Annotated in this window: 12 protein-coding genes; 7 read left to right on the top strand and 5 right to left on the bottom strand. The window is 59.8% G+C overall.

Annotated features, from left to right (window positions below; all coding sequences use genetic code 11):
* Positions 1–844 precede the first annotated feature (844 nt).
* Positions 845–5347: a helicase-like domain-containing protein gene (locus AC07OD_RS14100; protein ID WP_494597241.1), complete on the top strand. Its 4503-nt coding sequence runs from the start codon at positions 845–847 to the stop codon at positions 5345–5347.
* 56 nt (positions 5348–5403) lie between these two features.
* Here AC07OD_RS14100 and AC07OD_RS14105 read toward each other — a convergent pair whose 3' ends face one another.
* Positions 5404–6300 carry a LysR family transcriptional regulator gene (locus AC07OD_RS14105; RefSeq protein ID WP_494597242.1) on the bottom strand — a complete coding sequence of 299 codons (897 nt, stop codon included), beginning with the start codon at positions 6298–6300 and terminating at the stop codon, positions 5404–5406.
* Between the two features lie 91 nt (positions 6301–6391).
* Here AC07OD_RS14105 and AC07OD_RS14110 point away from each other — a divergent pair, with 91 nt between their 5' ends.
* A complete protein-coding gene (locus tag AC07OD_RS14110) occupies positions 6392–7186 on the top strand; it encodes an NAD(P)H-dependent oxidoreductase (protein WP_494597243.1) in 795 nt (264 codons plus the stop codon).
* A gap of 65 nt (positions 7187–7251) precedes the next feature.
* Here the strand turns inward: AC07OD_RS14110 and AC07OD_RS14115 are convergent, their stop codons facing one another.
* From AC07OD_RS14115 to AC07OD_RS14130, 4 genes are all read right to left on the bottom strand, one after another.
* A complete protein-coding gene (locus tag AC07OD_RS14115) occupies positions 7252–7950 on the bottom strand; it encodes a substrate binding domain-containing protein (RefSeq protein WP_494597244.1) in 699 nt (232 codons plus the stop codon).
* A protein-coding gene (locus AC07OD_RS14120; RefSeq protein WP_494597245.1) for an IS5 family transposase occupies positions 7947–8707 on the bottom strand; the annotation gives its coding sequence in 2 pieces (ribosomal slippage) (positions 7947–8362 and positions 8362–8707; 762 coding nt in all). The genes AC07OD_RS14115 and AC07OD_RS14120 overlap by 4 nt, the downstream gene beginning before the upstream one ends.
* A gap of 30 nt (positions 8708–8737) precedes the next feature.
* Complete coding sequence (locus tag AC07OD_RS14125; protein WP_494597246.1) at positions 8738–9208, bottom strand: helix-turn-helix transcriptional regulator; 471 nt, start codon at positions 9206–9208, stop codon at positions 8738–8740.
* Between the two features lie 216 nt (positions 9209–9424).
* Positions 9425–10255, bottom strand: coding sequence for a DUF1845 domain-containing protein (locus AC07OD_RS14130; RefSeq protein ID WP_494597247.1), 831 nt, complete (start codon positions 10253–10255; stop codon positions 9425–9427).
* Positions 10256–10725: 470 nt separating this feature from the next.
* On the opposite strand from AC07OD_RS14130, the gene AC07OD_RS14135 reads away from it, so the two are divergent.
* The 5 genes from AC07OD_RS14135 (at position 10726) to AC07OD_RS14155 (ending at position 14814) form a co-directional block, all read left to right on the top strand.
* The gene (locus AC07OD_RS14135; RefSeq protein ID WP_494597248.1) at positions 10726–11286 is read left to right on the top strand and encodes a hypothetical protein; all 561 of its coding nucleotides are present in this window, start codon (positions 10726–10728) and stop codon (positions 11284–11286) included.
* 11 nt (positions 11287–11297) lie between these two features.
* Positions 11298–11612, top strand: coding sequence for a hypothetical protein (locus AC07OD_RS14140; RefSeq protein ID WP_494597249.1), 315 nt, complete (start codon positions 11298–11300; stop codon positions 11610–11612).
* Positions 11603–11929 carry a hypothetical protein gene (locus AC07OD_RS14145; protein WP_494597250.1) on the top strand — a complete coding sequence of 109 codons (327 nt, stop codon included), beginning with the start codon at positions 11603–11605 and terminating at the stop codon, positions 11927–11929. The genes AC07OD_RS14140 and AC07OD_RS14145 overlap by 10 nt, the downstream gene beginning before the upstream one ends.
* A 78-nt stretch (positions 11930–12007) precedes the next feature.
* Complete coding sequence (locus AC07OD_RS14150; protein ID WP_494597251.1) at positions 12008–13615, top strand: ATP-binding protein; 1608 nt, start codon at positions 12008–12010, stop codon at positions 13613–13615.
* 185 nt (positions 13616–13800) lie between these two features.
* Positions 13801–14814: a DUF7146 domain-containing protein gene (locus AC07OD_RS14155; protein WP_494597252.1), complete on the top strand. Its 1014-nt coding sequence runs from the start codon at positions 13801–13803 to the stop codon at positions 14812–14814.
* Positions 14815–15065 lie beyond the last annotated feature (251 nt).

Raw genomic sequence — 15065 nt, forward strand, 5'->3', positions numbered from 1 at the left:
ATGCTGCAGGTTTGAACGTGGCGCCTTCGAATACGCCCACCCCATTTCGATCAACTGCGGGGACACTGCAACGGCTTGCAGGTCATCGTGACCTAACGCTCGTCCTGACGGACGTACCGACCTTGATCGGCGTAGCGGTCGTTACCCGCACTGCCCCACAGTGAGCACCGCTCACTACACGAACGTCACAGAGATCGCGTCCTTTCATCCGATGGATGGCCGTGATCTCCATTCGTGGGCCGGCACATAGCCGGCCTGCACTTTCAACCTCATCGAGGAGTTCCACTCCTCATGACGGTTGTGGGTACTCCTTTGTTTAACAGGAGTACTCCAGATGGCCAGAAAAGCCAGCATTGATCAATGCTCCCAATGGCTTCCAGGCTTCGAGCCCGATTCGGGGCACACCCCACCTGTGCGGAGCGCCACAGACCTTGTGTCAAGGCAGCTCCAGGCCGTAGAGTGGGCCTCGGCGCAGATTGCTGCAAAGGTAGTCACACGAGCCACGGAAGCCCCAACTCCAACGCGACGCTTATCCATAGTCGCAGCAATTCCGGCTGCACCACGCCTACGGTCTCCACGGCTTCGCCGCGCAGACCTCGAAGGCCTTGGCGGAGCGGTCACCAAATTCGAGGCGAATGTCAAAGCGATTGAATGCCTCGACCGCATCGAGACCGAGCATCGACACGCAACCGCCGCCGAGCGACTGGTGCTGGCTCGATACACAGGCTGGGGAAGCTTGCCAGGCGCGTTCAACTTAGATGGCACTGATCCCGCCTGGGTTGACCGAGCCCGCCACCTTCAGGGGTTGCTGCGGGAAGGCGATTACACGTCGGCCCGCGCCTCCGTGAACAACAGCCATTACACACCGTTGCATGTAATCGAAGCCCTATGGAGCGCAGTGCAACGACTGGGCTTCACTGGAGGCCGGGTACTGGAGCCAGCTGCCGGCATTGGCCACTTCATCGGAGCCATGCCTGAGGAGCTCGCTGCACACAGCCAAGTTACGGCAGTTGAGATCGATCAACTGTCTGGCCGCATGCTGCAATCTTTGTACGCTCCTGGCGGAGCAAACGTGCACATCGCTCCTTTTGAAAAGAGCGAGTTTCCAAGTGACTGGTTCGACCTCGTGATCGGCAACGTTCCGTTCGGTGCATACAAGGTACCGGACACGACAAATCGACCTTACGCGGCCTTCAGCATTCACAACTACTTCATCGCGCGATCTCTGGACCTCCTGCGTCCCGGCGGCCTCATCGCCCTGATCACCAGCAGCCACACGCTGGAAGCTGCCAAGCCAGCTGCACGCCGCTACATCGCTTCGCAGGCTCACCTGCTCGGCGCCATCCGCCTGCCGCAAGGCGCTTTCGCTGAAATGGCAGACACGGGAGTCCAGACCGACATCCTGATCCTGCGCAAACGCGAGGGCTCGGAAAGCATCAACGGTGAATGGGCCGAGCGGCTTCAGGCCCCCGAAGAGCTGATCGATGCCAGCAATCGAAGGCCCTACATGCAGATCAATGCCTGGTACGCCAAACACCCCGAGTGGATGATCGGCCGCTTGCGCATGGAGAGCAATGGCTACGAGGAGGTTCCCACCGCGGTTTTCGATGGAGACCTGGAAGAGACCTTGCGCGAAAAGATCTCTTTGCTACCGGAAAGCATCTACCGTGCTGCTGAACGAGTCTCTCTCAGGGTGCATCCATTGCTCCCTGCCGAGCAAGGTGCGCGGCCAGGAGCATTTCGGATGCGCCAAGGTCGGCTGCATCGGGTCGAAGGTAAGTCGATGGTGGACATTGATGACCAGCTCAACACCACCCAACGAGCACGGATCATAGGCATGTGCGCAATCCGGGACCATGCGCGCGCACTGCTCGACGCGCAACTGGCAGAGGAAACCGACGACAAGCTGCCGCCTTTGCGCAGCATGCTCAACGTCGCCTACGACCGCTATGTCGCGAAATACGGCTACCTGTCCACACGCGCGAATGCACTGGCGTTTCGGCGTGACCCGGACTACCCGCTGCTACTTTCGCTGGAGCACTACGACGAAGAAACGGATTCCGCATGCAAGGCAGCGCTATTTACCCAGCGCACGCTCAGGCGGGTATCAGCGCCAACCTCAGCGGAGGAGCCGGCTGCAGCCCTCGCGGCCTCCATGCAATGGCGGGGCGTTGTGGATCTACCTTATATTGCGCAACTGCTGTCCGCGCCGGAAGATTCCACCACGACAGTGCTCGCAGACGCTGGTCATATCTTCCTCGACCCAGTGGAGGGTAGCTGGAAAACCGCCGACGAATATCTGTCCGGCAACGTGCGGGTGAAGTTGCGCCAGGCTCGCCTGGCAGGCCCTGACTATCAGCGCAATGTGGACGCGCTGGAGAAAGTACAGCCAGAGGATCTGCCTCCAGCATCAATCGAAGTTCGGTTGGGCGCAGTCTGGATTCCTGCAGCCGACGTCGAGGCTTTCGTGCGCGAGGTGCTTGAGATCAAGGACTGCGAAGTCTCCTACTCACCCGCAGCTGGAGCTTGGTCGGCTCGTTACGATAACTGGTCGGCCAAGCAAAGCGTCACCACTACCCAGGTGTTTGGCACCAAGCGCATGCACGCGCTCGAGCTTGTGTTGTGCGCGCTCAATGTGCAGACGCCCACCGTGCGCGACAAGGCAGTGAAGGGAGACTCCTACACGGTCAACCCCGAAGAAACGTTGTCAGCCCGGGAAAAGTTGGGGCTGCTGAAGGATCGGTTTGCTACGTGGGCCTTCGAGGACATGGCTCGCCGTGAGCGCCTGTGCACGTTGTACAACGCACTGTTCAACGCCACGCGCCCGCGTACCTTTGACGGCTCACATCTGATGCTGCCGGGATTTTCCCAGTGCTTCAAGCTGCACCCCCACCAGCCAAATGCCGTGTGGCGCATCGTACAGTCCGGAAACACGGGACTGTTCCACACGGTGGGCGCAGGCAAGACAGCCGTCTGCGTCATCGCCAGTATGGAGTTGCGGCGGTTGGGCTTCGCGTCCAAGCCCTGTCACGTGGTCCCCAATCACGTTCTCCAACAATACACGGCGGAGTTCGTCCGGCTCTATCCGCAGGCGTCAGTGCTGATGGCCAGCAAGGAAGACTTGGAGGGTGACCGGCGCAGGGAACTCATTTCGCGGATCGCTACAGGCGACTGGGATGCGGTGGTTATCACCCACGCGAGCTTCGAGCGCATCAAGATGTCCCCTCAGTACACCAAGGGGTCCGTCAAGGAGGTCATTGATGACATAGAACTGGCCATACGTGCCGCGCAATCGGAAGACCGCTCCAATCGCATCATCAAGCAGTTGGAGAAGATCAAGAAGAACTGGGCAGCCAGGCTGGAAAAATTGTCAACCAAGGCAACAGCAGATGATCTGCTGAACTGGGAACAGTTAGGCGTCGACTGGATCTTCTGTGACGAGAGTCACTTACACAAAAATCTGTTCAGATTCTCCAAGATGCGAGTGGCCGGCCTGCCCATGGCCAGTTCGGAGCGCGCCTTCGATCTATACATCAAGACGCGATACACGATGCAACTGCACGGCAATCGCCAACGCGGCGTGGTGCTCTCTACCGCAACTCCCGTCGCCAACACGATGGCGGAGATCCACACGATGCAACGCTATCTGCAGCCCAAGCGGCTTGAGGAACTGGGCCTACAGCAATTCGACGCGTGGGCAGCCACCTTCGGAGAGGCCGTCACGGCCCTGGAGATCGCCCCCGACGGGAGCGGCTACCGCATGCACACGCGCTTTGCACGCTTCATCAATGTGCCTGAGCTGATGTCGATCTTCGGCGAAGTGGCAGACATCCAGACCGCCGAGATGCTGAAGTTGCCCGTGCCCAAGTTGCGCGGCGGAAAACCCCGCATAGTGGCCTGTCCACCAAGCGAGCAGATGAAAGCGTTTGTACAGACCCTGGTGGAGCGAGCCAAGCAGATCCGAAGCGGCCGTGTAAAGCCGGACGAGGACAACATGCTGGCAGTGACCAACGATGGCCGAAAGGCGGCATTGGACTTTAGGCTGATCGCGCCCACGTCACGTTTCGACGCGAATGGAAAGGTCGCAGCATGTGCACGGGAGGTCTATGCCATCTGGCAGCAGACGGCGGAGTTTCGAGGAACCCAACTGGTGTTCTGCGACCTCTCATCCCCGAAGGGCGGCAGGAGCTTCAGTGTCTATGACGATCTGCGCGCCAGACTGATCGACGCCGGCATTCCGGGGCACGAGATCGCATTCATCCATGATGCCGACACCGACGCCAAAAAAGCGAAGCTGTTCAAGAGCGTGCGGGAAGGCAAGGTCCGAGTCCAACTCGGCTCTACCCAGAAGATGGGCATTGGAACCAACGTGCAGGACAGGCTGGTGGCTCAGCATGACCTGGATGCGCCATGGCGCCCCTGCGACGTGGAGCAACGCGATGGCCGAATCTTGCGGCAGGGCAATCTGAACGACGAGGTTGACATTTTCCGCTACGTCACAGAAGGAAGCTTCGACAGCTACCTATGGCAAACGCTGGAGACCAAGGCACGCTTCATCGCGCAGGTCATGCGAGGGGACCGGGCACTGCGGTCAGTCGAGGATGTGGCCCTGGCCACCCTGTCCTACTCCGAGGTGAAAGCCCTCGCCTCAGGCAACCCGCTCGTGATCGAGAAGGCTGGCGTAGACGCGGAGCTTGTCAAGCTCTCCTCACTGCACTGGGTCTGGCGCAGCCAGCGCTACGCCAACGAACAGGAGGTCGCAAGCCTGCCCGCCACGATTGAGGCAGTCGAGAAGACCGCTGCGGCTCATGAGGCCGACCTGGCGCGGCTCCAACCACAGGAGCGTGGAGCCGTTACCGTACATATAGGTGGGCGACGCATTACAGGTAGCGAAGCAGTTGGTGAAGTCCTGCGTGCCGAGGTGCTGGCCGCCAGGACCGAAGTGAGTGCTCTACGAGGGCACCAAATAAGACGCATGATCGGTCAACTCGGAGGATTCGACCTTGGCATATTCGGCTCCTCCGTGGACTCGGTTCCAACGCTCTATTTGCAAGGACAAGCTCTATACCAGTGCTCGCCCTACCAGATGGCGCCCATGCTGATCGGAGAGCTGCTTGCAACTTTGGCATCTGTGACAGAGCTGTGTGCAAAAAGCAAAACGCGGCTGCAGGCTCACCGTAAACGCCTAGTAGACCTCCAGGCCGAACTCGCCAGGCCATTCGAGCACGAACTACGGCTGAACGCATTGCGTGCGCGCCAAAGTGAGTTGCTGGCGCTCCTCGACCTCACGAAGGACGAGGCAGGTAGTCAGCAGGCGGAATCCACTGAAGAGCTGGTCACCTCTTGATGTTGTAGCCCTCGGTCGCAAGACTGAGGGCTTTTTTATGTGCGCCCAGCAACCGCTCATACTGACTTGGCAATGTGCTCCCGCAGCCATTGATGTGCTGAGTCGCGGTGTAGGCGCTCATGCCAGAGCATGAGCATCTCGAAGCCCGGCACTTCAATGGGTGGATCAACTACCTGCAAAGTCGGATTGCTGCGCACCAGCCGCGACGGCGCCATCGCCACAAGATCGGTACTGGCCAATACCGCTCCGAGAAACAAGAAGTGCGGCACGGACAACGCAACATTGCGCGCCATGCCCAGTTCGGCCAATACCACGTCCGTCGCTCCGTGAAAGCCGCCGCCGACCGACGACACCATCGCATGTTCGAGCTTGCAGAACTGTGCCAATGTCGGACGGCGTTTCAATCGGGGATGCCCAGCACGGCCCGCCAGCACATAGCGCTCTGTGAACATCGACCTGCGGCGCAGACCCGGAGGCGCTTCCTCGCTGATGTGAAAAGCCAGGTCAATGTCGCCTTGCTCTGTTTGGCGCGCCAGCGTCGGCGGGGAAAGCCCAAGGATTGCCAGTCGTGTGCCTGGCGCTGCCGATCGCAACCCGGCCAGTGCCGGCAACAGGATTGTTGATTCGGCGTAGTCCGCAGCTGCAACGCGCCAAGTCTGGCTGGCCTGTGTGGGATCGAAGGGGCTGGATGGCGCGACGGCCTGCTCCAGCGAGGCGAGCGCCTGCCGCAGTGGCTCGCGCAACTCGTCGGCGCGCGTCGTGGGTCTCATGCCGCGTGGGCCAGGCAGCAGCAACGGATCGCCGAAAACCTCCCGCAGCCGGGCGAGCTGCACGCTCACCGTGGGCTGCGACAAATGCAGACGCTCTGCCGCGCGAGTGACATTGTGCTCGACCAGCAGGGCATCGAGCGTGACCAGTAGATTGAGGTCGATACGTCTCAACGAATTATTCATCCATATACCAGGAATTCTAGAAATTCATTTCCAATATACCTCTGAAAAACATATCGTGCCTCCATTGATTTTTTGATGGAGTTTCCCCAGCATGAAAGTGCTTCTTGTCCACGCTCACCCGGAGCGCACATCCGTGACACGGCATCTCGCCAAGAGCGCTTGCGAGGTGCTGAAGGCCCAAGGCCATGAGGTCATGGAATCCGACCTCTATGGCATGGGCTGGAAGGCCGTGTTCGACGGCGCGGATTTTCCCGTGCGAGCCAATCAGGATCGACTGTCTTTCATCGAGGAGTCGGGCCATGCGTTCGCCAACGACTGCCAGACGCCCGACGTCGAGGAAGAACAAAGAAAGCTGCTGGCGGCGGATGCGGTGATCCTGGTGTTCCCGCTCTGGTGGTTCAGCATGCCCGCGATCATGAAAGGTTGGGTCGATCGGGTGTGGGCCTTCGGCCTGGCCTACGGCTACCAAGGGGCTGGCAACACCTATCGCTACGGCGAAGGTGGCTTTGCGGGCAAGCGCGCATTGCTGGCAGTCTCCGTCGGCGGCCCGGAAAAAGATTACTCGCCGCGTGGCATCAACGGGCCGCTGGAGCAATTGCTCTTTCCCATCACACACGGCACTTTGTTCTTTCCGGGCATGCAAGTGCTGCCGACCTTCGCGGCGTATGGGACGGCCCGTATCGACGCCAACGGCATGGCCCAAATCACTGCCGCTTGGCGCGACCGCGTGGTACGGCTATTTGAAGACGACCCGATTGCCTTCCGCCCGCAGAACGGTGGCGACTACCCGGATCGCCACGTGCTGGCTGAGCACGTTGCCCCGAATCTGACCGGCTTGATGGCCCACATCGGGGACGACACTGGATCCGTTGTGTCCAGAATCTGACAACAAGGCGCGTACATGAAACAGCAGATAGCCACCCTGCTGGTCGGGGATGGTCGCTTTCAGACTCAGTTGCTCGCTGTCTTGCCGACACGCTCCCACGGCGGATCGCCAGCAAACTTTTCCGCCAGGAACGTCGACAGCGCACGCACTTTCTGCGGGGTGAACGGGGCATTGGGATACACGAGAGAAATGGTGGTTTCAGGCGGATGCCATTCGGGAAGGATGGGGATCAGCCGGCCCGCTGCGAGGTCGGCCCCCGCGACGAACGTCGCCAGAATCGCGACGCCTTGGCCAGCCAAGGCCGTCAGCCGAAGCGCCTCCACGTTGTCCGCAGCGAGAACGGGGTCGATGGGAACCTCGATCTCATGACGGCCTCGCTGAAGGCGCCATGTATTGCCTTCAAGAAGGGGCGAAAAATGCAAGATGCGATGATCGGCGAGATCGGCAGGCTCCCGCGGTTCGGCGTGACGCTGGAGATAGCCGGGCGAGGCGCAGATCAGCCGGCGATTCGGCGCGAGCTTGCGCACTCGCATGTCCCCGACCGCATCCAGCGTGCCGATGCGGACGGCTGCATCCATCTGCAAATCCACCAGATCCACCAAGCGATCGCTGAACGACAGTTCGATGCGAAGCTCCGGGTGTCGCGCCATGAACTCCGGGATCAATGGGGCGATGTGGTGCTGCCCGAACAGGTTGGGAAGCCCCAGGCGCAAGGTACCCGTCGGGCCGCTGGCGTAGCGCGACACCTCGGCCTCTGCATTCATTCCGTCACCCAAGTCAGAGAAGCCGCCAAGCAGAGAAAGGCCATGAAGTTGGCGTCCTTGCGGTCATAGCGCGTGGCGATGCGCCGGTACTGCTTGAGCCGTCCAAAGCATCGCTCGATGGCGTTGCGTGCGCGGTAGAGCGTGGCATCGAAGGGGCGTGCTTGTTGGCAACTGCGCGGCGGAATGACGGCCTGTGCGCCACAGGCTTCGATCTGAGCCACCAAGGCACGGCTGTCGTAGCCCTTGTCTGCGAGGACATGCGTGGGTCCAAAGCCTCGCAGCAGCTCGGGGGCCTGGGTGATGTCGTTGACCTGTCCTGGCGTGAGGATCAGCTTCAAGGGACGGCCCTGCCCGTCGCTGGCCAAGTGGATCTTCGTGCTCAAACCACCTCGGGAACGCCCCAGAGCCGCAGTCTTGGCCCCCCTTTGCCCGTGGCGGCTTGTTGATGCGCTCGAATGATGGTGCTGTCGATCAGCAGGTATGCGTTGCCCCGGTCCTTGACCAGTATGGCAAACACTTGCTCCCAGACTCCGGCTGCGGCCCAACGGGTGAAGCGCTTGTGCACCGTCTTGTACTTGCCATAGCGCTCGGGCAGGTCGCTCCAGCGGGCTCCCGAACGCAGCACCCACAGCACGCCGTTGACGAAGTTGCGGTTATCCACGCCACTTCTGCCCGGATCACCCGCTTTGCCTGGCAGGAGTTCCTCCAGGCGTTGCCATTGGGCGTCGGTCAATTCGTAGCGGCTCGGGCGTGTCATACGGGCTTGATTCCTCCTGCCCGTATCCTCTCATCTTTGATCTCTTGAATGTCGATTCACCCTAGGGCATGTCGCTCGTCCCTGTTCCGCGATCCATGCGCGTATATCCTCCACCTTCCAGGCGGTAATACGCTGGGAGATTTTGATGGGTGCCGGAAACGTTCCAGCACCTACGCGTCTCCACAACGTGGCATGCGAAAATGGCAAAAATGCAAGCAATCGGGTCTCACGTACAAAACCCGTTCCGGGTAAGGTAGGTGGAGCGTCCGAAGCAGGTACTGACGATACAAATTCAAGAGCGTGGGTTACAGTGGACATGTTCGGGTCCCCTTGCAGGCCGAATTCCATGACCCCTCGGTCACGATCGTCGTAGGTCCTATTCAAACGATCGCTAGGGAAGCGCACACAGCATCTACCATCGGCTTCCCAGGCAATGGTAAACAGGCAAAGACTCTCAGCTAGTTTTTGGTGCCACCATCTGCGAATAGAGGGTGAAGCCATCAGCCGCAATCCAAGCGGCTTGCTATGACAGGCATGGGCGGGTCACGTCCGCAACGCCCAGTGAAGGCACTAGGACGCATTGCCCCCTCCGCGCATGAAGCATGAATGAGGAGCAATGCATGTGGTTCACGGTATCGCACGCTGTGAACCGTATCAAGACCATGGCCATCGACTCAGTGGAACTCCAACCGCAAAACTCGCATAACGCGATCTGGATTATTGGCCTTGCGGAACAGATGCGGCAGCCTCCTCGACACCGGATTCGGCAGCAGCTCCGGGTTCAGGAAAAACAGATACCTGCTCGTCCCCGGTTGGACTCCCGACTACCGCAGCATCAACTACGACTTCAACAGTTGTCGGAGCATCAGAAGCAGCGAGCCCACCTTCGCCTCCCAGGCCAATGTCAGCTTCGTCGCTATCCGACACCACAGAACCCGATGCCGCAGCCATCGCATTCATCCGCCGGCGTAACCCCGACGCCAGGCTACGGGCTGAATTGGCGACATCTCGAACCTGGCGCTTGAGCATGGCCCGCTGCTGATCCAACACTTGTGTATCGATGACCTCATAGATTTCCAGTGTCTGGAGCAATGGCATCAACTGGTCGAGCTTGGAAATCAGTTCAAGGTAGCGTCGCCCACTCGAAGAGATGATGCCCACCTCGATCTCCAGTGGCTGCGTGTCATAAGTCGCGGCGCTTGCAATGCCATTCGCTTTGAAAAGAGCTTCGGCCCCATCGATCGCTTGATTCAGCTGCGCAGCTACGCCATCGATCCGCGTCTTGATCGCCTCCTCGACCTTGGCTACATCTGATGATTCCAGCCGAGTACGTGCGATCACGGAAATGAAGTGCGCATTGAGCTGCAGGGTACTAAAAAACCGCACGAACAGACGCTTTCCCTCCGCGCTCGTCAAACGCGCGATGACCTTGATGCTCGCAGCCTCCACCCGCCTGAAGTCCACCTTGGACTCGCGGGCCAAAAGACGCGCATTCACCGCACCTTCGTCAAGCTTGACGATCTTCATATCAGCTGTGTGGGATGCCATTGCAGATCTCCTGAGTGGAACTTAGGTCGATGTTCACCGGCTGGAGACTGCAATTCCACCCGAATATCCTGCCAAAACCGCCCGAATTCACCGTCATATGCGAAGTCGGTGACCCACGTAATTGACCACCCAAGCCGCGGCAACTATCGTTGCACCATGCAGTAGCTGGCCCTGCGTATCCACAGGCAAGCCCTCGAGTCGAGTTGTGCCGCACCTGCGGCCCCATCCGCTGCCATTCCCCTCGGCAGCTGCGTGCCGCTTCGAGTCATGCTTTCGAGGCGGGAGCTTGCTGCTCTCGTGCCGAAAGCACTCTTCCCAGCGGCCACTGGCATGCCGTTTGGCGGATCGTCCGCCTCAAGCCAGCCCTTTCATCTCCAGCCAACGCTTCGCAGCCATGGCTTTCTTCCACCCCGCGGGGCGTACGCCCCGCCCGGTCGCGTCACGCCTCACCGTCCCACTCGGAGGCAACGATGCTTTACCCCCACCTTCAGCCTGTTTCGGCTCGGGCTTGCCACGCGATCCGCCCGTCAAGGCAATTTCCCTGGATTGCAGACATCGCGCCCAACCCTCAATCGCTGCAGCAGCAGCTTGAGGAGTGTGATGAAGCTGTCCCCGTCGAATGGACTGAAGAAGACATCGTACGGCTGCATTGCTTGCTGCTGGACGAACTGACGGCTCTCGCTGACCCGGCAACGCCGCTCGAAGAAAAGTTCGACACCCTTCGCTGGGTTTTCACGGACCCGGACAAGGACGGCGAACCGTTCTCCTTCGCTAATTGCGTGCGCGTCGCCGGATGCAGTCCTCTATCGACCTTCCCCTATTTCGGTCGCCTGGATGTGCAGGACGTCCGTGGGCTTCTCATGGGCTATGTCCTGCGCTGGTTGCGCGAGACGCTCGACCGCTATCCCTCCTGGGTGCGAGAGGCAATCGTACGCAACCCCCAGTGGGCGTCCGAGCGGCTGAGCAAGAACCCGCAGTGGATCAACGAGCAGATTAAACGCCAGGCAACGCTGGGTGATCTCTTCTCTTGACGCAACCACACATGCATCCATTTTTCAGCGAGGTCATGCGCCTCGCGCTTGTCATCTATGGAGGCCTCATGACAACGCTCAAGAACATCCTGATACCGCTCGCCATCCTGGCGCTGTACGGGATCGCCGGCCACATGGACTACGAAGACGCCGTTCGACTCGACGAGTCCATGCGCACAGGACAAACGGGGACACCGGCGTTCGCGCCTGCAACCCCGGCGGAATACCAGGGCCCTGTACCAGCGGCCACCGAAACACCGTTGGCGCCATCGCATCCATGTGCGGCGGAATCACCTCATCCCTCCTGGAGAAACTCATGCAGATGACAAATTCATCCCAAGTCTCGAAGTCCATATTGACGGACATGACTCGCGTCAGCGGACTCGCCGAAATCGAGTATCTCGTCAAGGAAAGCGAAGTGCTTACCGGCCAGGCCGGGCGAATCTTCGTGATCGTTGGCGCGGAAAAGCTGACCTATCGGGTGCATTGGCACCCTGTGATCATCGACATCGAACGCCTGAGCGCCACTGGCGAGGTAGTCGATACGCAGCACCAACCGCCCCATGTCTTCGCATCGCATAGCGTTGTTGAAGCCCTAATGGCGGGGCTGCTCTATACGCCACCCGTGCAGATCGTGCACTGACCCTCTCATCCTATCAATCCCTATCGCGGGCCAGCGCCTGCTCAGGGTTTGGGCCTGCCTGATGCAAAGGAGCCTGTCATGGACACCGTTCAAGTCCGAATAAATGAAGAAGGTACGCTGCGCAATCAGCGCTTTGCCTTCAGCAATCGATTCACCTTGGTGACCGAGTTGCTGCAGAACGCACGCCGCGCCGGCGCTACGTTGATCGAAATAAGCCACGACCCTGCATCTTGCTCTCTACGCATACTCGACAACGGACACGGTATCAAAGACTTTGGCAAGTTGCTGGCCATCAATGAGTCTGGCTGGGGAGAAACACTGCAAGCCGAGGAACATCCCTTCGGCGCAGGATTCTCGAGATGCCTCTATGCAGCAACCCACTGCACCGTCATCTCGCGAGGCAAGAAGATTGCATTCGACACAGCTGGGGCGCTGGCTCGAGACGAGATTCCGGTGAAGCCGACTGATCTGGGCCCCACCGCCGGAACGCTGATCGAGTTGGATGGCGTCGATCTTTCGGATCTGGAAACCAACATCGAAGGATTGTGCTGGGGGTTTCCCGTCGCCGTGGAGTTCAACGGAAAGCCAATGCTCCGTAGCGCGGCGCTTGACCGGGTGAACTCCACTGCAACTCCGATTGGAGAAATGCATCTGGTCGGAACGCTCAATGGGCGTTTTTCCGTCTCTGTGTCGGTGTATCTGCAAGGCTTTCGCGTGATGTTCCTGCCGAACTATCTATCGTGGAGTGAGGAGCCCAATGTGCTTCATCTTGACTCCAAGATGTTCTTCGCACGCCTGCCCGATCGCGATGTGCTGATTGACGCCGACGTTCAAGAGCAGAAGATCCGAGACCAGGTCCGCGCTTGCTGGAGCGATGTACTGAAGAGCCGCAAGTTGGCATTGCCCACCGCACAGTTTCTGGAGCAGTTCTTCGCCGTGATGCGTCACCACCAGCACCTGTCCCTGCTCAATGACATCGACCTGTTGCCTCGGCAGCTGTGTGACCGGGTGACTGGATACCCCCAATGTACCCAACTTCCCCACACGGAATACCTAGAGCTGCCGCAGCATCCGCTGCTCCGCCAGAACATCGAAAGCGGCCGTGTGCACGTGGTTCAGCTTCAGCGGCTCCACGGGGACAATGCCGCCAAGTGGATGCTGGTCCGCGCCGCAGGATATGTCGTCCTGGACACGGACGGACTGGATCCTGGGCATTGGGTTCTCCCCTATGTTCACGACTGGAGCGAGGACCAGGTGCAAGCCGTTGTCGAGGCCGAGAACGTGCGCCAATGCTCATTTCTGCAGGGTAATGGGGTATCCGCCCAAGTCGTCCTCTGCGATGAAATCTCCGTGCAAATGGGCGAAGTACGAGCCAGGCTCACCGACGAAGGGCTCTTCCATGACGGGACTCTATATATTCCGGCTGGGGAGCACAGTGGGCGTGCCGTGCGCCAAGTAGATTCCTACATGGACGAGCACGGTCGGTTTCACGACAACGATCTGAAGGCAGACATGGCGGCCCTGGAGCAACTGATCCGGCGCCTGCGCATGTCGAATCCCGAGGAGGCCATGCGCTCGCTGCTTACCGACGCCAGGTCCGACTGCTACCCGCTGCTGCGCGGGCTGCGCTTTCAGGTGCAAATCGCTGATGAGCACGGCGGCCATTCCGTCAACCTGATCAGCTGAAGTCCTGCTCCATCGCAATGCCCTACGGCCGAGCGATGGGGTGCAAACGGATGGAAGCCGGTATCAACATCGGCTCCGTCCGTATCCCCCCTTGCGCCCGGCGGGCGCCAGCACGTCCCCTCCACGCAGTCGAACCTATCGCTCGAGCGATGGGTCTTGCGCCAGGGGCTCCCATGGAGGTCACCATGACCAAGGAAGAATATCAATCTCGCATTGATGATCTGAAAACCCGCGCCCACGGGCGTTGGCCAAATTTTTTGCTACACCTAGGACTGGAGCACCGCATGATCAAAGAGAGGGCATGCATGCCCTGCCCGTTCTGCGGTGGCGATGATCGATTCCAATTCACGGACAAATTCGGAGAAGGAAATTACCATTGCCGCGGCTGCGGCCCAGGCGGAGGCTTCCAGCTAGCCCAGCAACTGACCGGTATGGATTTCCATCGGGTACTGGAGGCGGCGGAAAAGTATTTCGGCACATGCCCATTCCCAGCGCACGCTAGGAGAGGCGATGTCTCGCCGGATCGCATGAAAAAGCTTGCCCAGCGCATCTGGAGCGAAGCACATCCCGTGATCCACGGCGACGAGGTGGACCGCTACCTAGTCTCTCGTGGCATCGAGCTCGGCCAGTACCCTTCAGTATTGCGAACTCATCCCGCCCTTGGCTACTACCAAAAGGACGACACAGGCAAGTCACGCAAGGTTGCTGAGTACCCCGCCATGCTCGCAAGCATCCAAGGATCCGACAACAGCATGGTGTCCCTGCACCGGACATATCTGCCGGAGGGCAGGAAGCTTGCCGCCAATGATGCAAAGAAGGTTCTCACTTCCGGCATCACAGGGGCAGCCGTCCGGCTTTTCGAAGCCACGGATGAACTGGCACTGACCGAAGGTATCGAGAAAAGCTTTGCCGTGCATCTGCGCACGGGCAAGCCCACATGGGCGGCGCTCAACGCAGGCAACCTCGAGAAGCTCTGGATCCCGGACTCGGTGACCCAGGTCTCGATTTATGCCGACAACGACGCAGACGGCGATTTCGCAGGGCAGGCCTATGCATTCGCTTTGGCACGCCGCCTAAAGCGCGAGGAAAAGGCAGGAGTCCGTCGTCAGGTCCAGGTCTTCGTGCCCAAGTGGCCCGGCGTGGACTGGTCGGATATATGGTTCCGGCGCTGGCAATCCCAAATGCGCCGCGCCGCATAGGACATCTGACCTGTCGATAAGGCGCGCAGCGTGGGCTGCGCGGCCTTTTCAGTGCCATTGCAGATGCGATTCCGCTGAAAAGGTTTTCTCCCGGGAGCTTCGCTCCCTTGGTAGCTGCCGCACCAGCCAAGGAACTGTTCGTGCTTGGCAAAGGCAGCCTTGACTCTCATGCGCGTATTCGCCGCGCCGTATCCGGTGGGCCTTTCGGCCAACCTTCATCAACCCGTGCGGGGACACACATCCCTGCCAGG

It is taken from the genome of Acidovorax sp. GW821-FHT10E03, assembly GCF_059415205.1.